Here is a 25,209-nt window from a genome sequence, read left to right on the forward strand (position 1 = left end):
GCTCAGTCCTTTCTCTGCCAGTCACTGATCACCACTCGAACGCGCTTGTCGTCCTTCAGCGCGGTGATTCGGGCGGGGAGCTGAGGCAGATCATCAATGAACGCCTGCCAGCGATCGTAGCGTATTTCCCAGCCGTCCTGGCGAATGATGGCTAGCCGTTGCTGGTCATCGAACAATAACCGGAAATTGCCGTCTGGTGCCGGCAGGCCGCGAATCCACCAGGTCAGGCTGTCAATGGGCAGCTGCCAGCCGGTTGCGGCCTGTACCAGCTGTTCCGGGTTCGATGATTGGTAGGTGTCGCCGTTAGCCAGTTGCAGTTCGAGAAATCCCGGTGTTCCGCGCAGGCTGGTGCTGCCCATTCCGAGAAAGGATGATGACAATGCCAGGTCGTATTGCTCGCCTTGCTGTTCCCAGTGATTAATGACGGCGGTGCCGCTATCGGACGGTTGGCGCACCGCCAGTTTCCCGGAAAGCTGCCAGTGGTTGAATTGACCAAGTGTGCGGGAGCGTTCAGCCCAGTTGGCTGGGGGTTGGTCGGTCATGCCTTCCGGGAGTGGTTCCAGCTGAATGGTGGTGCAGCCGCCCAGCACGCCAAGTACCAGCAGGGCGGCGAATAAATTCTTCAACATCAGGAGTTTCCGTTGCCGGTCAGGCGTTGGATGGTTTCAATCAGAATGTCGTGGTCCGGATTCTGTTCCAGGCCTTCTTCCCAGATAATGCGCGCCTGTTCTTCATTTCCGCTGACCCAGAGGGCTTCGCCGTAATGGGCGGCTACTTCCGGGTCCGGGTAGGCGGCCCAGGCGTCGGCCAGGTATTCGAGGGCGGCTTCGGTGTCGCCCTGGCGAAACAGTACCCAGCCCATGCTGTCGAGAATGGCGGGATTGTCCGGGTCCAGGGCCAGTGCCTGTTCAATGTAACTGCGGGCTTCATCCAGGCGCTCGGTACGAATGGTCAGGATATACCCGAGCGCATTCAGCGCCACCGCGTTGTCTGGTTGATTCGATAAGATGGCCCTGAGGTCCTCTTCCGCCAGTTCGGTGTTGCCGAGAGAGTCGTGCAGCATGGCGCGGGCATAACGGATCTGAATATTTTCAGGAAAGGCCTCAAGGGCATGGTTGGCGGCTGCCATGGCGTCTTGTTCGCGCTGCTGGTCGAGCAGCAGGTTGACTTCAAGAAGCCAGAAGTTCTCAGCCTGCCCCGGGTTTGAATCCCTCAGTGTGTCAATCTTGGCAAGTGCGCTATCCAGATCCCCGGTCTCGGCTTGCAGTTCACTTGCCCGGGCGAGGGCGGGGAAGAAGTAGTTTCCGCCTTCTACGCTCATGTAGTAACCGATGGCGTGGGTGATGTTGCCCGCATCTTCCTCTATGCGGCCAAGGTAGTAGCTGGCTTCATCGGTGTGGTGGCCCTGTTCGATCAGTTCCGTAAGCTCCTCTCTGGCCAGCTCCGGCTGACGATTTTCCAGGGCAACCAGGGCGAACGACAGTCGCAGCCCCGGGGTCTGGGGATAGCGTTTGACCAGTCGCTCGAACTCGTCCTGGGCCGCCTGAAGCTCTCCCTCGTTAATCAGGATGCGGCCGTAAAGCGTGCCCAGTTGCCGGTTGGCCGGGAATCGCCGGGTGTTTGTGGTCAGGTAGGTCAGGGCTTCTCTTGTTTGACCGGTCTGGTACAGCAGGTCGCCTTTGAGTGCGATGGCGGGCTGGAAGTTGGGTTGCTGGTTGGTGAGCCGCTCAATGCGCTCCAGGGCCTGCTCCGGCGCGCCGGTGATTTTCAGGAGCAGGGCAATGCTGTACTCAAGCTCGGGATTGCCCGGGTGCCGTTCAGCCAGTCGCTCGTATAGCTGCAGCAGTTCCCGTTGCTGGGCCGGTGGCAGGTTGGCAGACATCGCCGCCAGGCTGTCAAAGTCTGCGTCCTTTCCCAGCTCCATAATGCGTTCCATGTGGACCAGAGCGGTTTCAAGATCCTGGCGTTTGACCGCCTGAATCGCTGAAACCCGGTGTGCCAGCAGGTTGTCGGGCTCCAGTTGCAGCCATAGGTCTGCCAGTTGCTGCTGCGCGTTATCGGCATTCAGGGACTGGGCAATGCGCATGGCACGGGTAATGACGCCGCGATCTTTTGAGGTTTTGGCTGCCTGCAGGTAGTTGACCAGGGTTACGTCGTAGCGCCCACGCTGGGCGGCAATCTCCGCCGCCAGGAGTTGGTAAAGCACTTCTGGCTCGAAATCCGCATAACGAATCTCTTCCTGTGGCGCTGGGGTGACCGCTACGGGGGTAGGTTCATCAGCCTTTGGTTCTGTCGTTTCGGAAAAGCTGGCGCAGCCGGGCAGGGCGGCAATGGTGAGGGCCAGCAGGCTGGTGACCAGATACGGTGCGGATTTTTGCATGCAACTTCCCGTGTGCTGTCGGCAGTACGTCAGAGTATGTTCTGTTCTGCCGTAGAATTGAGGCAGATCGGGTTTTGGCCGGGGCCGAGCCTCTATAATGGCATAAGCATTATAACTTGCCCAACCTGTCCGCAGTTCCCGAAGGCGGCGTGTTTTCGGGTGGCAGGCGGTGGCCCTCACCGGTAGAATGGCACAATATGATCCACGACTGGCATAAGGTTTTTTAACCTCGAAATGGCATTGCTGACACTGGGAATCAATCACCGCACCGCACCCGTGGAGATCCGCGAACGTGTGGCGTTTACCCCGGAGCGGATGGCGGAAGCCTTCTCAGAACTCCGGGCGGCGTCCGGTGCCAGTGAAGCGGCCATTCTGTCTACCTGCAATCGCACAGAGCTGTACCTGGCCGGGGACGACGATTGCGCGCCCACGGTACTGCGCTGGCTGGCCGGTTTTCATGAGCTGGATGTGGCCGACCTGGAAGGCGTGCTCTACGTTCACCGGGATTCTGAGGCCGTTCGCCATATGATGCGCGTAGCGGCGGGGTTGGATTCCATGGTGCTGGGCGAACCGCAGATCTTCGGTCAGCTAAAGGATGCCTACTCCCTGGCCCGTGAGCACGGTGCCACCGGCTCTTTCCTGTCCCGCCTGTTTGAGCAGACATTCTCGGTAGCCAAGCGGGTTCGAACCCAGACCGCCATCGGGGAAAACCCGGTGTCGGTGGCCTATGCCTCTGTCAGCATGGCGCATCATATCTTTGCCGATATGTCCCGCAACAAGGCGTTGTTGATTGGCGCGGGCAAAACGATTGAACTGGTCTCCCGCCACCTGGCCGATGCCGGCGTGAAAGACTTCCTGGTGGCCAATCGCACCCTGGAACGTGCCCAGGCGCTGGCCGAACTGCACGGTGGCAAGGGCATTGTTCTGTCGGAAATTCCCGATCACCTGGCGGACGTCGACATCATCATTTCCTCCACGGCCAGCCCGTTGCCAATACTTGGCAAGGGAGCGGTGGAGCGCGCGCTGAAGAAGCGCAAACACCGTCCGTTCTTTATGGTCGACATTGCGGTTCCCCGGGATATTGAGCCGGAGGTTGGGTCGCTGGCTGATGTGTATCTTTATACCGTCGACGATCTGCGGCAGGTAATCGAAGAAAACATCCGCTCCCGTGAAGGCGCTGCCCGCGAAGCCGAGAACCTGATCAGCAGTGGCGTACAGGAATTCCTGGATCAGCTCCGGGCCCTGGATGCGGTCTCTACCCTGAAGGTGTTCCGCCAGCGGGCCGAACTGCTGCGGGATATTGAATCTGAAAAAGCCCTGCGTGCCTTACGCAACGGCGTAGACCCCGAGACGGTGCTGCGCAGCTTGGCACGTGGCCTCACCAACAAACTGCTTCACCAGCCCTCTGTGCAAGTGCGTAAAGCCATGGCCGAGGGCCGCACCGAAGTCACCGAATGCCTGCGGGAGCTGTATCAGCTTGACGCCCTGGAAGCTGACGAGCCCACCACCACGGAAAAATTATGAAGCCATCGATCCAGTCCCGCCTTGAACAGCTTGTTGAGCGGTTCGAGGAGGTCAACGCGTTGCTGAGCGATGCCTCGGTGATTGCCAACCAGGACAAATTCCGGGAACTGTCCCGGGAGTTCGCCGAGATTGAACCGGTGGTGAAGTGCTTCCAGGCCTGGCGTCAATCCCATGCTGACATCGCGGAAGCGAAAGAGCTGGCTAAAGACGGCGATGCCGACATGCGTGCCATGGCGGAAGAAGAACTGGCCACCGCCGAAGCGCGCAGTGAAGAGCTTGATGAAGAGCTGCAGCGCCTGATGCTGCCGAAAGACCCGAACGACACCAAGAACGTGTTCCTGGAAGTGCGCGCCGGTACCGGAGGTGACGAAGCCGCGATTTTTGCCGGTGACCTGTTCCGCATGTATTCCCGTTACGCGGAAAAACACCGCTGGCAGGTAGAAGTGCTGAGCGAGAATGAGGGCGAGCACGGCGGCTATAAAGAAGTCATCGCCCGGGTGTCCGGAGATGGCGTCTACGGAACGCTCAAGTTTGAGTCTGGAGCCCACCGGGTGCAGCGGGTACCGGAAACCGAGTCCCAGGGCCGCATTCACACCTCCGCCTGCACCGTGGCCGTGATTCCGGAGGCCGATGAATCCGAAGCCATCGAAATCAACAAAGCTGACCTGCGGGTAGACACCTTCCGCTCCTCCGGCGCCGGTGGCCAGCACGTCAACAAAACCGACTCTGCCATCCGTATTACCCACCTGCCCACCGGAATTGTGGTGGAGTGCCAGGAAGAACGTTCGCAGCACAAGAACCGCGCCAAGGCCCTGAGCCTGCTGGCGTCCCGGTTGCAGAATGCCGAGCTGGAGAAACAGCAGAAGAGCATGGCGGAAACCCGCAAAAGTTTGGTGGGCAGTGGCGACCGCTCGGAACGTATTCGCACCTACAATTTCCCCCAGGGCCGGGTAACCGACCACCGCATCAACCTCACCCTGTACAAGCTGGATGAGGTGATTGCCGGCGATCTCGACGCCGTGGTGGTCCCCCTGCAACAGGAACACCAGGCTGAATTGCTGGCAGAACTGGCTAATGAGCAGTGAGTCCTCGCTGACCTGTGAAGCCCTTCTGAATAACGCCATTGAACGGATCGGTGGCGACTCTCCCCGACTGGACGCTGAATTACTGTTGAGCCACGTAACCGGTCTGGGCCGCACCAGCTTCCGCGCCTGGCCCGAGCGCGAAGTAGCCCCTGACCAGGCGCAAGCGTTTCGTGATTTGGTGGCTGAACGAGTCAAGGGCTTACCCATCGCCTACCTGCTGGGACAGCAGGAATTCTGGTCTTTGCCCCTGAAAGTCAGCCCTTCCACCCTGATTCCCCGGCCAGACACCGAATGCCTGGTGGAAACCGCGCTGGAATTGCCTTTGCCTGACAACGCCCGCGTGCTGGACCTGGGCACCGGTACTGGCGCCATTGCGCTCGCGCTGGCCAGCGAGAAAGCTAAGTGGCAGATTATGGCCAGCGATCGTATTGAAGAGGCCGTCGAACTGGCCCGTGAAAACAGTCGGTCCCTGCAGCTGCCGATTACCGTAGTGCGCAGCCACTGGTTCGACCAGATTCCAGAGAGGGGCTTTGACCTGTTTATATCCAACCCTCCTTATATACCCGCCAGTGACCGTCACCTGAACGAAGGCGACGTACGCTTTGAACCGTCATCCGCTTTGGTGGCGGGTGACGATGGCCTGGACGACATCCGGTTGCTGGTCACCGAAGGCTTCAAACGCCTGAACCCCGGTGGTTGGATGCTGCTGGAACACGGCTATGATCAAGGCGATGCCGTGCGGGATTTGTTTGCCAGGGCCGGATGGCTCAACATAGAAACCCGTAAAGACTACGGCGGAAACGACCGAATAACTTTGGCCCGGAAGCCGGCCAGCGACCAGTAGCGAGATCCCTCATGCTCAGCGATGAAGAACTGTTCCGATACAGCCGCCAGATCCTGATGCCCCGGTTCGACATCGCCGGCCAGGAAAAACTCAAGGCCGCCCATGTACTGGTCATCGGCGCCGGTGGTTTGGGTTGCCCGGTAGCCTTGTATCTGGGCGCAGCGGGTGTTGGCCATCTGACTCTGGTAGACGATGACCAGATCGAACTGGCCAACCTGCAACGGCAGATTGCGTTTGAACAGAGCTGGCTTGGCGATTCAAAAGCGGAGCGCCTGGCCGAGCGGGTAAGGGCGATCAACCCGGAGATCACCGTTAGTGCGGTGAATCGGAGGGTGGATGGTGATGATTTACGCCAACTGGTTGATGAATCCACACTGGTGCTGGACTGCACCGACAACTTCAATACCCGCTTTGCCCTGAACCGGGCGTCCGTCGCCAACAAGGTCCCGCTGGTATCCGGTGCTGCCATCCGTGGTGAAGGGCAGTTGTCTGTTTACGATCCGCGGCAGGCGGATAGTCCTTGTTACCATTGTCTGTATCCTGAGCAAGGCAATGAAGACCTGACTTGTTCCGAAGCCGGTGTTATTGCCCCGTTGGTAGGCATGATCGGTTCAGCTCAGGCCATGGAAGCAATAAAGGTTATCTCGGAAGTGGGCAAACCATTGGTAGGTCGTTTGCTAATCCTTGATGCCTGGCAGATGGAATGGCGGGAAATGAAGCTGGCGAAGGACCTCGATTGCCCGGTTTGTGCCGGCTAGCTCAAGAGTAGGTCGGGGTTGGGGACGGCCTTTCCAAAACCCTGCGGAGCCATGGATGGCGGAGCGGAGCCTACAGGGACGTATTCACGGCGTGTTTTGGAAAGGCCGTCCCCAACCGTGACCGGCAGTAAGACTCCAAAGTCTCAATCCTTCAAAGCCTGAAATCTCGCAATGGCCTCTTTCCGACTCTCTTTCAGATCGACAATAGGTCTGGGATAGCCTTTCGGGATAACGCCTCCCTTTGACGGCGCGTGGATTCGTTTATTATCCAGTTTCGCTAATTCTGGAACCCACCGCCGAATAAACTCTCCCTTCGGGTCAAACCGCTCACTCTGAGTTACTGGATTAAACACCCGGAAATAAGGTGCTGCATCGGTACCGGTTGAGGCACTCCACTGCCAGCCGCCATTGTTGGACGCCAAAAAACCATCCACCAGATTCTGCATGAACCAGGCTTCGCCCAGCCGCCAGTCGATAAACAGGTTCTTGGTCAGGAACATGGCGGTGATCATCCGCAGGCGGTTATGCATCCACCCCGTCACTTTCAGCTGACGCATGGCGGCATCCACAATCGGGATACCGGTGCAGCCTTCCTTCCAGGCTTCTAAGTGGTCCCCCGGCTGATTCCACACCAGTGCCTCGGTTTCTTCCTTGAACGCTCGCCCCATGCTCACTCTCGGGTAGTGGTAGAGGATGTTGATGTAAAAATCCCGCCAGGCGATTTCATTGATCCAGGTTTCGATGCCATCGCCCGTGATACCTGTCTGCCTTGCGGCGATCAGGCATTGGCGGCCGGAAAGCACCCCGTTGGCCAGGTAGGGCGAGAGTTGGCTGGTGCCATCCACTGCGGGGAGGTCCCGGTTGTCTTTATAGTCTTTCGCCCGTTCGGCCAGGAATGCCTCGAGCTGACTATGGGCAGCGTCCTCGCCTGTGGCCACCAGTGGCTCGGGTGCATCGTTGAATGGTGCCGGCAGGGTATCGGTTTGCTCCGGCTTTACCTCTGGCCCCATGGACGATGGCGTCGGGTACAGCGTGGGCTGGGTTTCCTCAATCCAGCTGCGCCAGCGGCGGGAAAACGGGGTGAAAACGGAATAGGGTTCGTTTTGCTGGGTCAGAATCTGGCCCACCGGGGCCACGGTCTGATCCCGGTACTTGGCCACCCGGATGCCGAGGGCGGTCAGCCGGTCATGGGCCTGCTTGTCCCGTCTCCGCTCATTAATGCCGTACTCTTCGTTGAAGTGCAGGCCTGCAATCTGGTGTTGTTTGCAGAATGCTTCCAGCTTGTCGAGGCTTTCAGTAAAGGTATCCGCGTAAAGAAATGACAGGGTAATGCCCAGCTTGGCCAGCTGGCGGGCCAGGGCATTGGCGTGCTCAAGCACGAACTGAACCCGCGCAGCGGACCAGTCGTGCTCCTGCCATTGCCCTGGCGTTATCAGGAAACAGGCTTTCACGGGTTTGCTGCGGGCGCAGGCGGCAGTCAGGGCGGCGTTGTCTGCCAGGCGGAGGTCGTTGCGGAACCAGACCAGTTCTGTCATCAGGTTGCGTACCCTTGAGTGTGTGGCATAGGTGAAATTACAGGCGATAAATCATTGGCTTGTATATTCGCTGTAACTACCGGATTGGATTATAGTTAAGCAGACTAGCCGGCTACCCCAAAAGGAGTTTTTCTTCGGCATGACTGACGTTACCGAAAGCCAGCGCGATGGTGTCTGGGCACACCCATACCAACTGGCTTCCGGCCAGACCCAGCAGCACCAGCTTGGCCATAAACGATTATGGGTGACACTGCTGGATCTGGAGTGGCAGATTCGGGAAGAGAAAATTGACGTCGAGTCTGATCCCCAGCACTGGCTGGAAACCACCGGCTACACTCTGCCTTCGGCCGAGATTGCTGCTCGGCGTTTTGTTCGCTCCAGCGACAACGGCGTGGTGAGTTTCTATCCGGCCATGGCCAGCCTGCCAACGGTGATTCGTCCTTTTCAGCCCCTGACAATTCCACCCGGTGCCCGTTGCGTTCTTTATGTGGGTACCGCACTCTGGATGAAAGTCTGCGTGGGTGAAGAGCGGCTGGAACTGGCGGAAATCCCGCTGGCGCCACCTTCCCTGACCTGGCTTGGCCGGAATACCCGTGAAGGCGAGTTGTGTTACGCCTCGTCGACATACGGGCGATTAGCGCTGGAAGCGGTACCCAAAAGGCCCTGGCGGGCGGTTACTCCGGTCATCATTATCAACAGTCGGGAGAAACCGCTCCTGCTGGAGCGTTTCAGTATGCCTACGCCATTGTTGTCTCTGTATCGCAACGAGAAAGGGCAGCTGTGGACACCCGGTATCACAGTGGAATGCGAAACGGACATGAGTTCTGCCAGCTTGCAGATAGCGTCGTCTGTGGTTGCTGAGGCTGGCCATTGCGAAGCCATCGCCCCGGCCCGGGAAAAGCTTGCCCGGGGCCGAAGGCTGGTTCGCGCCTTCGACCATATGTTTGGCTAACAGCCGCTACAGGAGCAGTTACGTGTTGGAAGCAATTCAGGCAACCATAACGCAGGTGATCAACGGGATTGCCTGGGGGCAGTGGTTGTCCGCCGGATTCTTACTGGCGCTGGGGATCGTCCTGGGTTCACTGGTGGCCCGCAGTGTTGGCCGCGTGGTTGAGAGCCGGGTGTCTCGCCATCACATGGTGATGATTCGCCGCCTGTTCTTCTATGCGATCTTCATATTATTCGCGATGGCCGCCCTGCGCGAGGCCGGCTTTTCTCTGGAGGTTGTCCTGGGCGCCGCAGGTATCCTGACCGTCGCCATCGGCTTTGCCTCGCAAACGTCGGCGTCTAACATCATCAGCGGCTTGTTCCTGGTAATGGAAAAGCCGTTCGAGATCGGTGATTTTATCGAGGTGGACGCAACAATCGGTGAAGTGGTCACCATAGACCTGCTCAGCGTGAAACTGCGAACTCCGGACAACCTGTACGTGCGTATTCCCAATGAAACATTGATCAAGACCCGGGTGGTGAACCGCTCCCGCTTTCCCATTCGCCGGATTGATCTGACGGTGGGTATTGCCTACGCGGAAGATGTAGAGCGTGTCAGAGATCTGTTGCTGGAGCTGGCGGAGAAAAATGCGGTATGCCTTGAAGAACCCAAGCCATTTGTTCTGGTAACGGGCTTTGGCGCGTCCTCCGTGGATCTGCAATTTTCCTTCTGGGTACCCAAAGACAAGTTCTTCGAGGGCCGTGGTGGCATGATGGTGGCCATCAAGAAAACACTGGACCAGCAGGGTATCGAGATTCCGTTCCCCCATACCAGCATATACGCCGGTAGCCATTCCGCGCCCTTCCGTGTGCAACTGATGGGCCCGGAACAACAGAAAGATAAGGACTCCCCGGATGTCGAGCGAGACAACTGAAGTAATCAAGAGCACTCAACCCATCCAGGCGGATAACAAGATCGCTCTGGGGTGGCGGGAATGGGTGGCCCTGCCGGATCTGGATATTGGCCGAATCAAGGCGAAAGTGGATACCGGTGCGCGCACATCGTGCCTGCACACCTTTCGCACCGAACCCTACACGGAGAACGGAGAACGCAGGGTGAAATTCTGGGTACACCCCGTTCAGAACGATTTGCACCAGGTAGTGGAATGCGATGCCAAAGTGCTTGATGAGCGAACGGTATCGGATTCCGGAGGGCACAAAGAAATGCGGCTGGTGATTGAGACCACCCTGGTGGTGGGCGATCAGAGCTGGCCTATTGAAATGACGCTGACCAATCGGGATTCCATGCGGTTCCGGATGTTGCTGGGCCGTACCGCCATGGCGGGCCGGTCCCTGATCTACCCTGAAGCTTCCTACCTGGCCGGTAAGCCGGCATTAAGGACCTGAATATGAAAATTGCGGTACTGTCGCGAAACCGTCACCTGTACTCAACCCGGCGTCTGGTGGAGGAAGGCATTAACCGTGGCCACGAAGTGAAGGTGATCGATGCCTTGCATTGCTCCATGAACATCACCTCTGCGAACCCGTTGATCCACTATCACGAAGAAGTGCTGGAAGACTTCGACGTGGTGATTCCCCGGATTGGTGCCTCGGTCACCTTCTACGGCACTGCGGTACTGCGCCAGTTCGAAATGATGGGTGTGTTTCCGCTGAACGAATCCGTGGCCATTACCCGTTCCCGGGACAAATTGCGTTCCCTGCAGCTGCTGGCCCGTAAGGGCGTGGGCATGCCGGTCACCGGCTTTGCCAACAAGCCGGACAACGTGCCGGAATTGCTGAAAATGGTGGGCGGCGCGCCGGTGGTGATCAAGCTGTTGCAGGGTACCCAGGGCATTGGCGTGGTGCTGGCGGAAACCCGCAAGGCGGCAGAATCAGTGATTGAGGCCTTTATGGGGCTGAAGGCAGATATCCTGGTGCAGGAGTTCATCAAGGAAGCCGGCGGCGCTGACATTCGCTGTTTTGTGATTGGCGACAAGGTCATTGCCGCCATGAAACGCCAGGGCGCCGAGGGTGAGTTCCGCTCCAACCTGCACCGGGGCGGTACCGCTTCGCTGGTGCGCATTACCCCGGAAGAGCGCCGCACCGCTATTACCGCCGCCAAGGCCATGGGCCTGAACGTGGCGGGTGTGGACTTGCTGCGCTCCAGCCGTGGCCCGCTGGTGATGGAAGTAAACTCCTCGCCGGGCCTGGAAGGCATCGAGAATGCCACCGGCAAGAACGTGGCAGGCATGATCATTAACTGGACAGAAAAGAACTACAAACCCTGGAAAACCAAAACCCGGGGCAGGGGATAAGCGCGCATGGCAAGAGCACCGTTTGAAATCGCTGGCGTACAGGTAAAAGCCGGTACCCGTGAGACTGTGGAAGTCCCGGTGGCCAAACTCTATACCCATACACCGCTGCACATTCCTGTGGAAGTGGTGCACGGCCGCCGTGACGGCCCAGTGCTGATGGTGTGTGGTGCGATTCATGGCGATGAAATCAACGGTGTGGAAATCATCCGCCGGGTGTTGAAAAACGGCGCGCTCCGGCACCTGCGGGGCACGCTGGTGGCAGTTCCTATCGTTAACATCTTCGGATTTGTGCAGCGCACCCGTTACCTGCCGGACCGCCGGGACCTGAATCGTTGCTTCCCGGGCTCGGAAACCGGTTCGCTGGGCGGCCGCATTGCCTACCTGTTGCGCACCCAAATTATGGAAAAGGTCACCCACATTATCGACCTGCACACCGGCGCCATTCACCGCTTCAACCTGCCGCAGATTCGCGCAGAGCTGAAGAACCCGGAAACCTCCCGAATGGCGGATGCCTTTGGTGCCCCCATCATCATTAATGCAGGTCTTCGGGAAGGCAGCCTGCGGGCCTACGCCGATTCCCTGGATATTCCGGTCATCACCTTTGAAGGCGGTGAGGCCTTGCGCTTTGATGATGTGGTTATCGCCAGCGGTGTGAAGGGTATTATCCGGGTGATGCGGGAACTGGAAATGGTGCCTGCCAAGAAAGGCCCGAGGGCGCCCAGAAAGCGCTCTGAAACTGCGGCTAACTCACAGTGGGTGCGGGCGGATATGGACGGCATCATGCGCCCCGTGGCCAGCCTTGGCCAGAAAGTGCGTAAAGGCCAGAAACTGGCCATGGTAGCGGACCCCTTCGGCGAAACCGAAGTGGCTATTACCTCGCCCTGTTCCGGCATTGTGATCTGCGTGAATAACCTGCCACTGGTGAACGAAGGCGAAGCCATCTATCACATCGCCCGCTTCGATGAGCTGGGCGAAGCTGAAAAGGCCATGGACTACTTCCGCAGCTCCTTCGAGAGCGAAGTGTCGGAAGACGCGGTAGTGCCCGTACACCCCTGGGACGAACTGCAAAAATAACCGGAGTTGGTACTATGATCTGGCACCAGAACACCATCGAACTGGCCCCGCTGCCCAGGGGTTTTCACCTGGTCACCAATGAAATTCTGGCCCAGGCGCCGGAACTGACCAACTGCGAAGTGGGGCTGCTGCACCTGTTCATCCAGCATACCTCCGCGTCCCTGGCGGTCAACGAGAATGCAGATCCCGATGTGCGGGGTGACCTGGAACGCCATTTCAACGTTATGGTGCCGCAGAATGCTCCGCATTATGAGCACACCATGGAAGGCCCGGACGACATGCCGGCCCACATCAAGAGTGTGATGATCGGCCCGTCACTGACGCTGCCCATCAGTCACGGCCATCTGGCCCTGGGTACCTGGCAGGGTATCTATGTGTGTGAACACCGGGATAACGCCGGTAGCCGGAAGATTGTGGCGACGTTGCAGGGGCGTTGGTGAGCGTTTGTAACCTAAAGTGGCACCCGAATGGATATGTAGCTAATCTTGCTTGAGGAGGGATGTTCAGCAAGGAGAGCAAGTGAGCCGCTTTTACCGCATTTACCGAATCCACGAATTACTTCGCAGTGCTAAAAAGCCAGTTCCCATGCGCAGGTTTATGGAAGAACTGGAGGCCAGCCGGAATACCATCACCCGAGACTTCGAGTACCTGCGAGACTCCCTGGGTGCTCCAATCGAATACTGCCGGGAAGAGAACGGCCACCACTATGCACCGGAAGCGCCTGTATTTGAGCTGCCAGGGTTTTGGATGAATCCAGCAGAGCTGTATGCCCTGCTAGCCTGCGAGTACCTGCTGGAGAACGTTCAGCCCGGGCTTATCACTAATCGCCTGGCTCCGCTGAGGACAAGAATCCGGGATTTGTTGGGTGAATCCGGCCATGATGCAGAGACCATCAGCGAGCGCATTCGAATCCAACCAATCCAGACCCGCTCAGCGGAACACCAGATTTTTGATCCGGTTGCCGAAGCAACGCTTGCGGGCAAATGCCTGACCTTCCATTACCTCTCCAGAAGCACGGGCACAGACAAGCTGCGAACCGTGCACCCCCAGCGGTTAGTGCATTACCGCTCTAACTGGTATTTGCTGGCTATTTGTAACGAAGCAAAGGCCCTTCGGCTGTTTTCACTGGACCGAATGTCTGCCCCCTCCGTTTCTGCTGATCCATCCCAAAAAGCATTGAAAGATGACCTGGACGCCTTTGCGGGCTCTGGGTTCGGAATATTCGGGGGTGCAGCAACACAAATCGCCCACCTGAAGTTCACCGAGCATGCGGCCCGCTGGGTGGCCGAAGAAATCTGGCATGAAGAACAAAAAAGTGAGTGGCAGGATGGCAGCTACCACCTTCATGTTCCCTACTCCGATGAGCGTGAGTTGGTTATGGAGGTATTGCGCTATGGGCCGGATGTTGAGGTTGTTGCGCCGGAAAGCCTCAAGCGTGAAGTGGTGACCAGGGTTCGCAGAATGGCAGAGATCTACTGAGGATTTTTTCAGTGGTGCAGTGGTTGGGGCAGTCTAGGTAGTAAGTTCGTTAGTACTTGATTGAGGTTTTACTGGATAGAACAAATATGAAGGCATCGGAATATATAGCCCACAAAAGGCAGGCTGATGGGGCCAATCAATCGGTTCTCGCTCACCTAGAGGAGGTGGGGGAGCTAGCCGAGGAGTTTGCCAGTAAGGTAGGGCTGGGCAATGCTGGACGTGTAATCGGTCTGTTGCATGATTTTGGAAAGTACAGCACTGACTTTCAACGCTATATCAAATCAGCAACCGGCGATTACGACCGGGATGATGCGGATTATGTTAATGCTGGCTCACTCAAAGGAAAGATCGATCACTCAAGTGCAGGAGCACAGTGGATTTGGCATAAATTGAGGATTGTTGGGCAGGCAGGCCAGGGAGAATTGTGCGGCCAGATCCTTTCTCTGTGCATTGCTTCCCACCATAGCGGCCTTATCGACTGTATTGACAAGGAGGATGAGCCTGCTTTTCAGAGAAGGATGAACAAGGCAGAAGAAAAGACCCATTTGTCGGAATGCCAGGCCAACGCAGACCAAGAGCTACTGGAACTCTTGGAAGGTATTGGTGGTGCCGACCTAGTGAAAGAGCTGTTTGAAGAGCTACAGAAGCTTGCAGATTTCCAGAAAAGCGTTCGCGATGGTTTAACTGTGATTGAGTCCTTCCGGATTGGATTCCTGACTCGATTTCTGTTTAGTTGTCTTATAGATGCAGACAGGTTGAACAGCGCTGAATTTGAGCTACCGGAAAGACGAACGGAGCGAATTGCCAGGTCAAGTGATAAATCATGGTTGGTAGCCATTGGCAGACTGGAGGAATGGCTGGAGTCCCGTCCTGCGGAGAACTATGTCGATGAACTTCGCCGGGAGATTTCAGAGAACTGTCAGTCTAGGTCAGGGGATCGGCAGGGCATCTACACGTTGACTGTTCCGACTGGTGGTGGAAAAACATACGCGAGCTTGAGGTACGCGATGAACCATGCACAGGCGCACAACCTGGATCGTATTATTTACGTGATCCCCTATACGTCTATTATTGAGCAGAATGCCGATGCCATAAGAAATGTTATTGAACGGGACGGAGACGAATTCCCGTGGGTGCTGGAGCAACATTCAAATCTGGAGCCAGAGCGGCAAACCTGGCAGAGCAAGCTGGTTTCTGAGAATTGGGATGCTCCTATTGTTCTGACGACGACAGTACAGCTTTTGGAGGCTATGTTTGCTGGCGGAACTCGGGGTGTCCGTAGGCTTCACCAACTAGCAAATGCGGTCCTTGTCTTTGACGAGATTCAGACATTGCCTGTGAGTTGTGTGCATTTATTTTGCAATGCCATCAATTTCCTGGTGGATTATTGTGGCACCACCGCAGTTCTCTGCACAGCGACACAACCACTCCTGAATCAACTCGGAAGCCCGGACAAGGGGCAGCTTGACATACCACAGGGAAATGAGCTGGCAGGGCCAGTTGCGAAGCATTTTATAGCACTGCGTCGGGTGGAAATACGCGACATGTGCAAGGCTGGTGGGTGGTCGGTGAGTGAGGTCTCCGATTTATTTCTGGAACAGTATCGGTCTGTCGGAAGCTGCCTTCTGATCGTCAACACGAAGGCATGGGCGAAATCAGTTTATGAGGAGTGCAAGGAGCAAATATGCACGGAAGGCCTATTTCACTTAAGTACCAGTCAATGTGCTGCTCATCGAAAAGAATTGCTGAGTACGATTCGGTTCCGTCTGGATAGCGGTCTGCCTGTAATGTGTGTTAGCACTCAGCTTATTGAAGCTGGTGTAGATGTCGATTTTGCCTGCGTGATTCGGTTTGTTGCCGGGCTTGATTCTATAGCTCAAGCTGCTGGTCGATGTAATCGGAATGGCCGGTTGAGAGATGCAGATGGTAACTTGGTCAAAGGCCTTGTGTATGTGGTGAACCCAGACCATGAGGCCACGGGAATGCTCAAGGATATACAGGTAGGCAAGGAGGTGGCCGAGCGAGTGCTTTCAGAAGCCCATGACGACTTTCTAGCACCGTCGGCTATGGAACGCTACTTCCAGTATTATTTCTTTAGTCGCGCTGACGACATGAGTTACCCGTTGAAGCCGAGTCAGGTGGGCAGGACTACCAGCATTCTTAATATGCTGAGTACCAATCAAGCCAGTAATTATGAATACTCCGGTCGCGGTCAAAAGGTGCCGCTAATGAAACACTCATTTAAAGAGGCGGCAAAACAGTTCAAGGCGATTGATGCGCCTACGGAAGGTGTAGTAGTGCCCTATGGACGGGGTGTAGAGCTGATCAACGAGCTTTGCGCCTCACCGAAAGAGTTTGATCCCGGAACCTATTATCAAAAACTCCGCGAGGCTCAGCAATACAGCGTGAATTTATTTCCCAATGTGGTCGACAAACTTAAAGAAGTGGGCGCGTTACAAGAGGTCCAGGATGGATACGGCGTCTATTACCTGAGAGAGGAGCATTACAGTGCGACGCTGGGGGTAAGTATTAGTGAAGTTGCGGGCCAGTCATTTCTGGGAGTTTGGTAAACAGGAGCTTTTTTCATGCAGAACAGTATTAGTTTCAAGGTCTGGGGGCGCTATGCCTTATTTACCGACCCGGTTACCAAAATAGGTGGAGAAAAGTGCTCTTACCACGTTCCCACTTATGAGGCGATTAAAGGTATTTTGAAATCCGTCTACTGGAAACCAACGATTACATGGGTTGTCGACCGTGTTCGAGTTATTAATCCTATTCGGACCCAGACCAAGGGCACCAAACCGTTGGTCTGGGGCGGGGGCAATAGCCTAGCAATATACACATTTCTCAGGGACGTTGAGTACCAAGTTGAAGCCCATTTTGAGTGGAACGAGCATCGCCCCGAACTGGCTAATGACAGAATAGATGGTAAGCACTTTGCGATTGCCAAACGGATGCTTGAGCGTGGTGGACGTCAGGATATATTTCTCGGAGTGAGAGACTGTCCCGGTTACGTGGAGCCTTGTGAGTTCGGGGAGGGTGAAGGTGTATATGATGAGTTGGACGAGATCGGTTTTGGCTTGATGTTCCACGGATTTGACTATCCAGATGAAACGGGTGTTGACGAGCTGCATAGTCGATTTTGGAGGGCGACTATGAAGGATGGAGTATTGGAGTACCCGCGCCCCGAACAGTGTGACGTTAGGCAATTTGTCCGGGAGATGAAGCCTAAGCAATTCGAAGCGGGAATGAACTTTTTACCGGTAGAACAGGAGGAAATCCTGTGAGCTGGATGGCAAAGCTTTATGAAACCTATGAAAAAGGTATGGAGTTTGCGGAATCCGAAGGCTCCGCTCTTATGCCGATTAGCCACACTCTCCAGAATGCTCATATCAATATTGTGTTGGATGGTAATGGCCACTTCAAAAGAGCCGGCGTATTGGAAAAAACCCAGATTGTGCTGCCCGCTACTGAGCGATCTGCCGGCAGAGCGAGTGGCGAGGCGCCGCACCCGTTGGCAGATAAGGTGCATTATGTAGCAGCAGATTACCCCAAGTACGGTGGTAAGAAGAAAGCGTATTTCGAGGGGTATTTACGGCAGCTTCAGGATTGGTGTGATTCAGAATGGTCTCATCCCAAGGTAAGGGCAGTTTTGAATTATGTGAAGGGGCGAAGAGTAGTTGAAGATCTCGTGGAATCTGGGATCTGTCAGCTAGATGATCAGGGGGCTTATTTATTGACCAAGTGGGCCCTTCAAGATGATTCGCCGCCTCTGTTGTTCAAGGTGCTTCCCAAAGAGCAGGGAACAACAGAGCAAGGTAACGCTTTAGTTTGCTGGTCGGTTGAAACTGAGGGAGATCCGGTTCCACAGACATGGTTAGACACGAGCGTTCAAGAGAGCTGGATCCATTACAATGCTCAAAGCGCTGGCTCGCCAGCGCTTTGCTACGTAACTGGTGGGTATGAGCCTCGTGCAAGCAATCATCCTGCAAAACTTCGCCACACCGGGGACAAGGCAAAACTAATATCAGCCAATGACCACTCTGGCTTCACATTTCGCGGGCGCTTTCTCAACAGTAGCCAGGCCGCCGGTGTCAGCCTGGAAGTCACCCAAAAAGCTCATAGTGCGCTTCGGTGGCTTATTTCAAGGCAAGGACATCGAAACGGAGACCAAGTGATGGTTGCCTGGGCCGTTTCGGGCCGAGAACTTCCTGATCTTTTCGCTGCAACACATGAGTTTGACCTGAATGACTACAGCACGGTTGATAATTCAGAAGATCAGAACGCTACGCTGTTAAGGGATTTGACTAAAGATCTTGGTCAGCGTTTCGCCCACTCTCTGCATCTCTACATGGCAGGGTACAGGGCCAGGCTGGAGCCAATGGAAAGCGTTGTGATTATGGCTCTGGATTCTGCCACTCCAGGACGGATGGCGATCACTTATTATCGTGATTTCATCGCCGAGGAATATCTGGAAAAGGTGGAGCTTTGGCATCAAGAATTGGCCTGGCCTCAACGCGTGTCCAAGGAGATGAAAGCTGGCAGTGGAAGAAAGCGAACTGAGGTGATTTGGCCAGTTAGTGCACCTTCGCCGTGGGCGATTTTGAATGCAGCGTATGGCGATGTAATAAAGAGCAATGAGGCTCTGAAAAAGAACCTGTACGAACGCCTTCTGCCATCAATAATCGAGGGTCGCCCAATACCCCGAGATTTGGTCGACCTGACAGTTAGGCGCGCCTCCAATCCAAATGGTTCGGAAAAATGGGAGTGGGAGCGAAATTTGGGGGTTGCTTGTGCCCTCTATCGAGGATTTCACGCGCGACACCCCAGCAATTCAATAAGAAGAGAGTATGCCATGGCTTTAGATACAGAATATGATTCCAGAGATTATCTTTATGGACGGTTGCTGGCGGTTGGGGAACGCATTGAGGAAATGGCAATGTTTTTGGCATCTGAGTCTGCTCGCTCCACTCAGGCTAGCAGGTTGATGCAGCGTTTTGCTGATCGCCCCGCTTCTACATGGTTAACAATTGAAAAAGCTTTGACTCCCTACCAGCAGCGCCTCAGAACAAAAAGCCCGGCTTTGGAAGGTGCTTACAAGACTCTGCTCGACAGTATTTTCAGCTCCTTTCGGAGTCCGGACGACTTCTCTAGTGACAAGCGACTGAGTGGCGAGTTCCTGTTGGGATTTCATTGCCAGCGCAAGTGGTTGCGGGATCACAAGCTCTCAGGTGGCCACTGGATTTCAAAGGCTGAAGCCGAAACCGAGAACACAATAAATGAAGGAATTGAACAATGAGTGTACTGTCCAGGAAGATTGATTTTGCGGTGGTCTTTTCCGTAAAGAATGCGAATCCCAATGGGGATCCATTGAATGGTAATCGCCCACGCACAAATTATGAGGGATATGGTGAGGTGTCCGATGTTTGTCTGAAGCGAAAAATTCGTGACCGACTTCAGGACGCAGGAGAAGTCATATTTGTGCAATCCGATGAGAAAAAAACAGATGGTATGACCAGCCTGAAAAATCGCGCGGAATCTGAAGAATATGGTTTGGGCAAAGATGCTTTTAATGCGAAAAAGAGTTCCCCGGTGAAAACGGCTGAGCAGGCATGTCAGAAATGGTTTGATGTTCGAGCTTTTGGTCAGTTGTTTGCTTTCAAAGCTGATGCAAAAGAAGGTGTCTCCGTGCCAATTCGGGGGCCGGTATCTATTCACCCTGCTTTTAGCGTTGAACCAGTATCGATCACGAGTTCTCAGATTACGAAAAGTGTTAGTGGTGAAGGTGATGGTTCTAAGCGGGGCTCGGACACTATGGGGATGAAGCACCGTGTTGATGAAGCAGTATACGTCGCATACGGAGCGATTTCGCCACAGCTTGCGGAACGTACTGGATTCAGTGATGAGGACGCGGAAAAGTTTAAACAGGTTCTTCCGAGGATGTTTGAAGGAGACGCGTCATCTGCACGTCCGGAGGGAAGCATGACGGTCGAAAAGGTCGTCTGGTGGGAGCATGGCAGTAAATCGGGGCAGTATTCGTCAGCCAAAGTTCATCGTTCACTCAATGTAGGTGAAGATGGAGGGATAACCCTCGACGAGTTGGATGGGCTGACTCCAGAAGTTATTGATGGGTTCTAATTAGGAATTCATCTGCGACATAAGGAGAGCCTGAATGAAATGCGCAATCTGTAAAAACGGCGAAACCAACCTTGGCACTACCACCGTCACCATGACAAGGGGGGATGCAACCATTGTTGTCAAAAATGTGCCTGCTGAAATTTGTGATAACTGTGGTGAGTATTATCTCGATGATGCAATCTCCGCGAAAATTCTGAGCATGGCGGAGGAGGCAATCAAGCAGAATCAGGAGGTAGAAGTGATTCAGTTCGCTGCCTGAATTAAGGGTGCCCTGATGATGCTGGATGAAAAGCTGGTTCCGCTTTCCGCGTTGCAGCACTATGCCTTCTGCCCCCGCCAATGCGCTCTGATTCACAACGAACAGGTGTGGGCAGAGAACTGGCTGACGGCACAAGGGCAAGTGTTGCATCAGCGGGTAGACCGGGGGGAGCCGGAAACCCGCAAGGGCATTCGCTATGAGCGAGGTGTTTTGGTCAGTGCTGAGTCGCTCGGGATCACCGGCAAGCTGGACCTGGTGGAGATCGAGCTGTCAACCGGGACAATGAAACCGGTCGAGTATAAAAGAGGCAAACCCAAGCGCGATAGCTGGGACCGGATTCAGCTATGTGCCCAAGGGCTTTGTCTCGAAGAGATGCAGGGTCGGACTGTGCCTTCAGGAGCGCTCTGGTATTGGCAGGCTCGCCATCGGGATGAGGTGGCATTCACAGATGAGCTTAGGGAAGAGACGCGGGCTGTCATTACTGAAGTACGCAATTTGCTCCGCAGCGGCCAAACCCCCAAAGCCGCTTACGAAAAGAAGTGTGACTCTTGCTCGCTATACGATTTGTGCAACCCGAAACTGCTTGGAAATGACGGAAGCACACGGTACGTAAATGAGTTGTTTGACGAGGTGGATCGGCAGTGAAAAAGCTCCAGAACAGTCTTTACGTCACCCGACAAGGCGCTTATGTGCACAAGGAGCGTGAAACCGTTGTAATAGAGCATGAGCGCACGAAACTCATGCAGGTGCCCATTCACTCAGTCTCCGGTTTGTTTTGCTTCGGAAACGTCCTCGTGTCTCCAGCCCTGATGGGGTTCTGCGGGGAGAAGGGAGTAAACCTGGCATTCTTTACTGAATATGGCCGCTTTTATGGGCGGCTACAGGGAAAGAAATCAGGCAACGTGCTCCTCAGGCGTGCTCAGTACAATGCTGATGAATCAACGAGCCTTGAAATCGCCCGCTCCGTGGTTGCTGCAAAGTTGGTTGGTTGCCGGAATGTGCTACTCAGACAACAGCGCAATCATGGGGAAACAGAATCCCTGGGAAGGGCGGTGAAGCACCTTGCGGCTTCAATCCGATTGGCAAGACATGTCGACAACCTTGACTCCCTGAGAGGCATCGAAGGAGATGCTGCTGCGCAATATTTTGCAGTCTTTGGAGGATTGATTAACAAGGGTGCCCGCGAGGAATTCACTTTTGCAGGAAGAAATCGAAGGCCCCCTCGTGACCCGGTTAATGCGTTATTGTCGTTTGTTTACTCGATCCTTGGCCAGGATATCAGTGCCGCACTTAACGGTGTGGGTCTGGATCCCCAAGTAGGCTATTTACACGCCGATCGGCCAGGTCGTGACAGTCTCGCACAGGACCTTCTTGAAGAATTCAGGCCATGGTTGGCGGACAGGCTCGTACTGAGCCTGATAAACCGGAAACAGCTGAGAGCAAAGGATTTCGTCACCGAGTCCTCCGGAGCGGTCAGGATGTCAGACGGTGCTCGAAAAACGCTTCTGGTGAGCTACCAGGAACGCAAGCAGCAGGAAGTGATGCACCCCTTCCTCAAAGAGAAAGTGCCGATAGGAATCATTCCGCATATTCAGGCGATGCTGCTCGCCCGCCACCTCAGAAATGATCTTGAAAGATACCCACCCTGTGTCTTCCGGTAGGAGAGTTCTGCCATGATGGTACTGGTTACATACGACATTTCGATGGAGGACCCGCAGGGTCCAGCGCGGTTGAGGCGAGTGGCAAAAGCGTGTCTCGATTATGGGGTGCGTGTTCAGTATTCGGTGTTCGAATGTGAGGTTGATCCGGCTCAGTGGACCTTTTTCAGGGACGAATTACTGGGTCTTTATGATGAAGAGAAGGATAGCCTGAGATTCTACAAACTCGGTAAAAACTGGAAAAATCGAATTGAACACCATGGAGCGAAGCCAGCTCCGGATATTTTCCGGGATGCGATGATTTTGTGATCGCTAACCGGTAGTGCTCATTAAAAAGCTGCGATGTTAGCGAAAGGCCAGGGCCCTTGTGGCGCCTGGCCTTTCTGTATTTGCCCATCCAGGAGCAGTCAAAAAAGTAAAATTGCGTGCTCATGTTAGCGGAATGGAAGGAATGGTTGCTTTCGGTTCAGTAGGTTAGGATAGGGCGGTCGCGCCCCTCGCGGGCGCGTGGATTGAAACCGCCTGCATGTGTCGGGTTTCGTATTCGCCTTTCGTCGCGCCCCTCGCGGGCGCGTGGATTGAAACCGTTACCGCCTGGACATGGCCGGCGCGGCCAATAGTCGCGCCCCTCGCGGGCGCGTGGATTGAAACCGGTAGGTGCGCAGGGTTCGCGCCAACGCCCGTATGTCGCGCCCCTCGCGGGCGCGTGGATTGAAACCCCTGTTTCAGTGCGTGGAAGGGTGAGAAAAAGGCGTCGCGCCCCTCGCGGGCGCGTGGATTGAAACCTCACTCAGGGTGACACGAACTACCTGATCTGGGGTGTCGCGCCCCTCGCGGGCGCGTGGATTGAAACTCCAATCTCCGGCATTCAGCGTTAAACGCTTTGCGTCGCGCCCCTCGCGGGCGCGTGGATTGAAACCTTGTTTGCCTCGCGGATCTCGCATGTGAAGCCCGTCGCGCCCCTCGCGGGCGCGTGGATTGAAACGTTTCCGGTGACGATTTGAGGGAAAGGCGCCCCGGTCGCGCCCCTCGCGGGCGCGTGGATTGAAACAGGCCAGCGCGGACATTGCCGGCCGTGCCCTGGAGTCGCGCCCCTCGCGGGCGCGTGGATTGAAACAATATTGGCGACCTTATTGATCGGCCTAAATACCGGTCGCGCCCCTCGCGGGCGCGTGGATTGAAACAATCAGGTTTGTCTCGAAATCTTTCATTGGACGCGTCGCGCCCCTCGCGGGCGCGTGGATTGAAACCGCGAACAGATCACGCAGCGGGACATCAAGTCAAGGTCGCGCCCCTCGCGGGCGCGTGGATTGAAACCGTCTAGCGACATGCACGTAATGGATGTCCTGCCGTCGCGCCCCTCGCGGGCGCGTGGATTGAAACAAATTTTCGAGCGGCAATTATTTCCGATCTGTAGGTCGCGCCCCTCGCGGGCGCGTGGATTGAAACCTCAAGCTGCAGCCGGAGTTGTTCGCCGTACTCGCGTCGCGCCCCTCGCGGGCGCGTGGATTGAAACTCCGTAAGAATTCGATGAATAGGCTTATAGCCAACGTCGCGCCCCTCGCGGGCGCGTGGATTGAAACACGAAATATCTGGGAGTCTTCCAGCAGCGTTTCCCGTCGCGCCCCTCGCGGGCGCGTGGATTGAAACTTTGCGAGGACGCTTCCGGCCTCTCATGGCTTTGTCGCGCCCCTCGCGGGCGCGTGGATTGAAACACGAATGCCACGCGAGGCGTTGCCCTGTCCAAGCGTCGCGCCCCTCGCGGGCGCGTGGATTGAAACCACCATGCGACCGTCTCTTTATCGACCGTCCGAGTCGCGCCCCTCGCGGGCGCGTGGATTGAAACGTGTCACCCTGAGTGAGGAAAGCCGTGAGTTTGTGTCGCGCCCCTCGCGGGCGCGTGGATTGAAACAAAGATGGAGTGATAAGTACAAACGACGCGATAGGGTCGCGCCCCTCGCGGGCGCGTGGATTGAAACTGGTGGAGACGCTGGCGGAAGAAGCTGACGACGAGTCGCGCCCCTCGCGGGCGCGTGGATTGAAACTGGCGCTAATGATCAAGGTCACAACCAAAAAGCGTCGCGCCCCTCGCGGGCGCGTGGATTGAAACACCTATCTAAAGTTTGAGCCCATGCCTTTACATCGTCGCGCCCCTCGCGGGCGCGTGGATTGAAACAAGCAAAACGCCTAATATTATATGGAGCTACTGAGTCGCGCCCCTCGCGGGCGCGTGGATTGAAACAAGCTGGTAACCTTTGCTCCGACCGGGGCGCGCCGTCGCGCCCCTCGCGGGCGCGTGGATTGAAACCCGCCTAGATTTTGGGTTGCCTGATATCCCGGGTGGTCGCGCCCCTCGCGGGCGCGTGGATTGAAACATCAGCGATATGGCCAATGGTGGCCGGATGAGTCAAGTCGCGCCCCTCGCGGGCGCGTGGATTGAAACAGGAGAGCCAGGGCCATGACTGAAACGCCAGAAAGTCGCGCCCCTCGCGGGCGCGTGGATTGAAACCACCACTTTACCATACACCACAACCGGCGCAGGGCGTCGCGCCCCTCGCGGGCGCGTGGATTGAAACACAATGCGCGTGCCTGCGGAGTGTGACCGGGATGGTCGCGCCCCTCGCGGGCGCGTGGATTGAAACGATTGGTGTGTGCCTTGTGGGCGGAAAGCCGGGTGTCGCGCCCCTCGCGGGCGCGTGGATTGAAACAGCTACCAGGTTGCGCACCGTTTCTTCAATGGAGGTCGCGCCCCTCGCGGGCGCGTGGATTGAAACTCTGGAGTCTGCTATGGAGGTTTGGAAGTAATGGGTCGCGCCCCTCGCGGGCGCGTGGATTGAAACACGGGGCCATGGACGAAAAGCTGGAATACAACAAGTCGCGCCCCTCGCGGGCGCGTGGATTGAAACTCCAGCAACCAAGTGCCGGTTTGAGGTACGCTGTGTCGCGCCCCTCGCGGGCGCGTGGATTGAAACTGAGCAGGCAGACCGTTACGCCCAACGCCTCCGTGTCGCGCCCCTCGCGGGCGCGTGGATTGAAACTTCTATGCCTATGTCCATCTCAAAGGTGCCGGGGTCGCGCCCCTCGCGGGCGCGTGGATTGAAACGCCCTTGGCCAGAGCGTGATGGGATGCTTGGCGCTGTCGCGCCCCTCGCGGGCGCGTGGATTGAAACTCCATGTGGTCTGCGCTGACCTGATACCAGCTGATGTCGCGCCCCTCGCGGGCGCGTGGATTG

22 protein-coding genes and 1 CRISPR repeat array (1 of these 23 running past the window's edge) are annotated in these 25,209 nt (G+C 56.1%); of the genes, 19 read left to right on the forward strand and 3 right to left on the reverse strand.

Features of this window, described 5'->3' with window-relative positions:
* Nucleotides 1–2: 2 nt before the first annotated feature.
* Complete coding sequence (gene lolB / locus ASQ50_RS16135; protein ID WP_058091885.1) at nucleotides 3–629, reverse strand: lipoprotein insertase outer membrane protein LolB; 627 nt, start codon at nucleotides 627–629, stop codon at nucleotides 3–5.
* Nucleotides 629–2,380, reverse strand: a complete 1,752-nt coding sequence (locus ASQ50_RS16140) for a tetratricopeptide repeat protein (RefSeq protein WP_058091884.1) — start codon at nucleotides 2,378–2,380, stop codon at nucleotides 629–631. Before ASQ50_RS16140 ends, lolB begins: the two co-directional genes overlap by 1 nt.
* Before the next feature lie 234 nt (nucleotides 2,381–2,614).
* On the opposite strand from ASQ50_RS16140, the gene hemA reads away from it, so the two are divergent.
* The 4 genes from hemA to ASQ50_RS16160 are packed head-to-tail and all read left to right on the forward strand — an operon-like array spanning nucleotide 2,615 to nucleotide 6,591.
* On the forward strand, nucleotides 2,615–3,904 hold the full coding sequence (hemA, locus tag ASQ50_RS16145; RefSeq protein WP_058091883.1) for a glutamyl-tRNA reductase: 1,290 nt from the start codon (nucleotides 2,615–2,617) through the stop codon (nucleotides 3,902–3,904).
* The gene (gene prfA / locus ASQ50_RS16150; RefSeq protein ID WP_058091882.1) at nucleotides 3,901–4,989 is read left to right on the forward strand and encodes a peptide chain release factor 1; all 1,089 of its coding nucleotides are present in this window, start codon (nucleotides 3,901–3,903) and stop codon (nucleotides 4,987–4,989) included. The genes hemA and prfA overlap by 4 nt, the downstream gene beginning before the upstream one ends.
* Nucleotides 4,979–5,833, forward strand: coding sequence for a peptide chain release factor N(5)-glutamine methyltransferase (gene prmC / locus ASQ50_RS16155; protein WP_058091881.1), 855 nt, complete (start codon nucleotides 4,979–4,981; stop codon nucleotides 5,831–5,833). Before prfA ends, prmC begins: the two co-directional genes overlap by 11 nt.
* Nucleotides 5,834–5,844: 11 nt before the next feature.
* Nucleotides 5,845–6,591 (forward strand): HesA/MoeB/ThiF family protein, encoded by a 747-nt coding sequence (locus tag ASQ50_RS16160; RefSeq protein WP_058091880.1) that lies wholly within the window; start codon nucleotides 5,845–5,847, stop codon nucleotides 6,589–6,591.
* Nucleotides 6,592–6,734: 143 nt separating this feature from the next.
* Here ASQ50_RS16160 and phrB read toward each other — a convergent pair whose 3' ends face one another.
* The gene (phrB, locus tag ASQ50_RS16165; RefSeq protein ID WP_058091879.1) at nucleotides 6,735–8,126 is read right to left on the reverse strand and encodes a deoxyribodipyrimidine photo-lyase; all 1,392 of its coding nucleotides are present in this window, start codon (nucleotides 8,124–8,126) and stop codon (nucleotides 6,735–6,737) included.
* Between the two features lie 139 nt (nucleotides 8,127–8,265).
* On the opposite strand from phrB, the gene ASQ50_RS16170 reads away from it, so the two are divergent.
* The 15 genes from ASQ50_RS16170 to cas2 all read left to right on the forward strand — a co-directional run bounded on the left by ASQ50_RS16170 (nucleotide 8,266) and on the right by cas2 (nucleotide 22,285).
* Nucleotides 8,266–9,078, forward strand: a complete 813-nt coding sequence (locus tag ASQ50_RS16170) for a hypothetical protein (protein WP_058091878.1) — start codon at nucleotides 8,266–8,268, stop codon at nucleotides 9,076–9,078.
* Nucleotides 9,079–9,100: 22 nt separating this feature from the next.
* Nucleotides 9,101–9,988: a mechanosensitive ion channel family protein gene (locus ASQ50_RS16175; RefSeq protein ID WP_058091877.1), complete on the forward strand. Its 888-nt coding sequence runs from the start codon at nucleotides 9,101–9,103 to the stop codon at nucleotides 9,986–9,988.
* The gene (locus ASQ50_RS16180; protein WP_058091876.1) at nucleotides 9,969–10,460 is read left to right on the forward strand and encodes an ATP-dependent zinc protease; all 492 of its coding nucleotides are present in this window, start codon (nucleotides 9,969–9,971) and stop codon (nucleotides 10,458–10,460) included. Before ASQ50_RS16175 ends, ASQ50_RS16180 begins: the two co-directional genes overlap by 20 nt.
* A gap of 2 nt (nucleotides 10,461–10,462) precedes the next feature.
* Nucleotides 10,463–11,368 carry a 30S ribosomal protein S6--L-glutamate ligase gene (rimK, locus tag ASQ50_RS16185; protein WP_058091875.1) on the forward strand — a complete coding sequence of 302 codons (906 nt, stop codon included), beginning with the start codon at nucleotides 10,463–10,465 and terminating at the stop codon, nucleotides 11,366–11,368.
* A gap of 6 nt (nucleotides 11,369–11,374) precedes the next feature.
* Nucleotides 11,375–12,442: a succinylglutamate desuccinylase/aspartoacylase family protein gene (locus tag ASQ50_RS16190; RefSeq protein WP_058091874.1), complete on the forward strand. Its 1,068-nt coding sequence runs from the start codon at nucleotides 11,375–11,377 to the stop codon at nucleotides 12,440–12,442.
* Nucleotides 12,443–12,456: 14 nt separating this feature from the next.
* Nucleotides 12,457–12,882 carry a secondary thiamine-phosphate synthase enzyme YjbQ gene (locus tag ASQ50_RS16195; protein ID WP_058091873.1) on the forward strand — a complete coding sequence of 142 codons (426 nt, stop codon included), beginning with the start codon at nucleotides 12,457–12,459 and terminating at the stop codon, nucleotides 12,880–12,882.
* Nucleotides 12,883–12,961: 79 nt separating this feature from the next.
* Nucleotides 12,962–13,921 (forward strand): helix-turn-helix transcriptional regulator, encoded by a 960-nt coding sequence (locus ASQ50_RS16200; RefSeq protein ID WP_058091872.1) that lies wholly within the window; start codon nucleotides 12,962–12,964, stop codon nucleotides 13,919–13,921.
* Between the two features lie 86 nt (nucleotides 13,922–14,007).
* Complete coding sequence (locus ASQ50_RS16205) at nucleotides 14,008–16,491, forward strand: CRISPR-associated helicase/endonuclease Cas3 (RefSeq protein ID WP_058091871.1); 2,484 nt, start codon at nucleotides 14,008–14,010, stop codon at nucleotides 16,489–16,491.
* A 15-nt stretch (nucleotides 16,492–16,506) separates the two neighbouring features.
* Nucleotides 16,507–17,208: a type I-C CRISPR-associated protein Cas5c gene (cas5c, locus tag ASQ50_RS16210; RefSeq protein ID WP_058091870.1), complete on the forward strand. Its 702-nt coding sequence runs from the start codon at nucleotides 16,507–16,509 to the stop codon at nucleotides 17,206–17,208.
* A 5-nt stretch (nucleotides 17,209–17,213) separates the two neighbouring features.
* Nucleotides 17,214–19,220: a type I-C CRISPR-associated protein Cas8c/Csd1 gene (gene cas8c, locus ASQ50_RS16215; protein WP_227513370.1), complete on the forward strand. Its 2,007-nt coding sequence runs from the start codon at nucleotides 17,214–17,216 to the stop codon at nucleotides 19,218–19,220.
* Nucleotides 19,217–20,059, forward strand: coding sequence for a type I-C CRISPR-associated protein Cas7/Csd2 (gene cas7c, locus ASQ50_RS16220; protein WP_058091868.1), 843 nt, complete (start codon nucleotides 19,217–19,219; stop codon nucleotides 20,057–20,059). Before cas8c ends, cas7c begins: the two co-directional genes overlap by 4 nt.
* A gap of 34 nt (nucleotides 20,060–20,093) precedes the next feature.
* A complete protein-coding gene (locus ASQ50_RS16225) occupies nucleotides 20,094–20,318 on the forward strand; it encodes a type II toxin-antitoxin system MqsA family antitoxin (protein WP_058091867.1) in 225 nt (74 codons plus the stop codon).
* Between the two features lie 15 nt (nucleotides 20,319–20,333).
* Complete coding sequence (gene cas4, locus ASQ50_RS16230; RefSeq protein ID WP_227513193.1) at nucleotides 20,334–20,963, forward strand: CRISPR-associated protein Cas4; 630 nt, start codon at nucleotides 20,334–20,336, stop codon at nucleotides 20,961–20,963.
* Nucleotides 20,960–21,979 (forward strand): type I-C CRISPR-associated endonuclease Cas1c, encoded by a 1,020-nt coding sequence (gene cas1c / locus ASQ50_RS16235; protein ID WP_058091866.1) that lies wholly within the window; start codon nucleotides 20,960–20,962, stop codon nucleotides 21,977–21,979. Before cas4 ends, cas1c begins: the two co-directional genes overlap by 4 nt.
* 12 nt (nucleotides 21,980–21,991) lie before the next feature.
* Nucleotides 21,992–22,285, forward strand: a complete 294-nt coding sequence (gene cas2, locus ASQ50_RS16240; protein ID WP_022987784.1) for a CRISPR-associated endonuclease Cas2 — start codon at nucleotides 21,992–21,994, stop codon at nucleotides 22,283–22,285.
* Nucleotides 22,286–22,463: 178 nt separating this feature from the next.
* Nucleotides 22,464–25,209: direct repeats of the CRISPR family, unit length 32 nt; unit sequence GTCGCGCCCCTCGCGGGCGCGTGGATTGAAAC (it continues 70 nt past the right edge of the window).

Source organism: Marinobacter sp. LQ44, assembly GCF_001447155.2.
In the GTDB taxonomy this organism is placed as follows: domain Bacteria; phylum Pseudomonadota; class Gammaproteobacteria; order Pseudomonadales; family Oleiphilaceae; genus Marinobacter.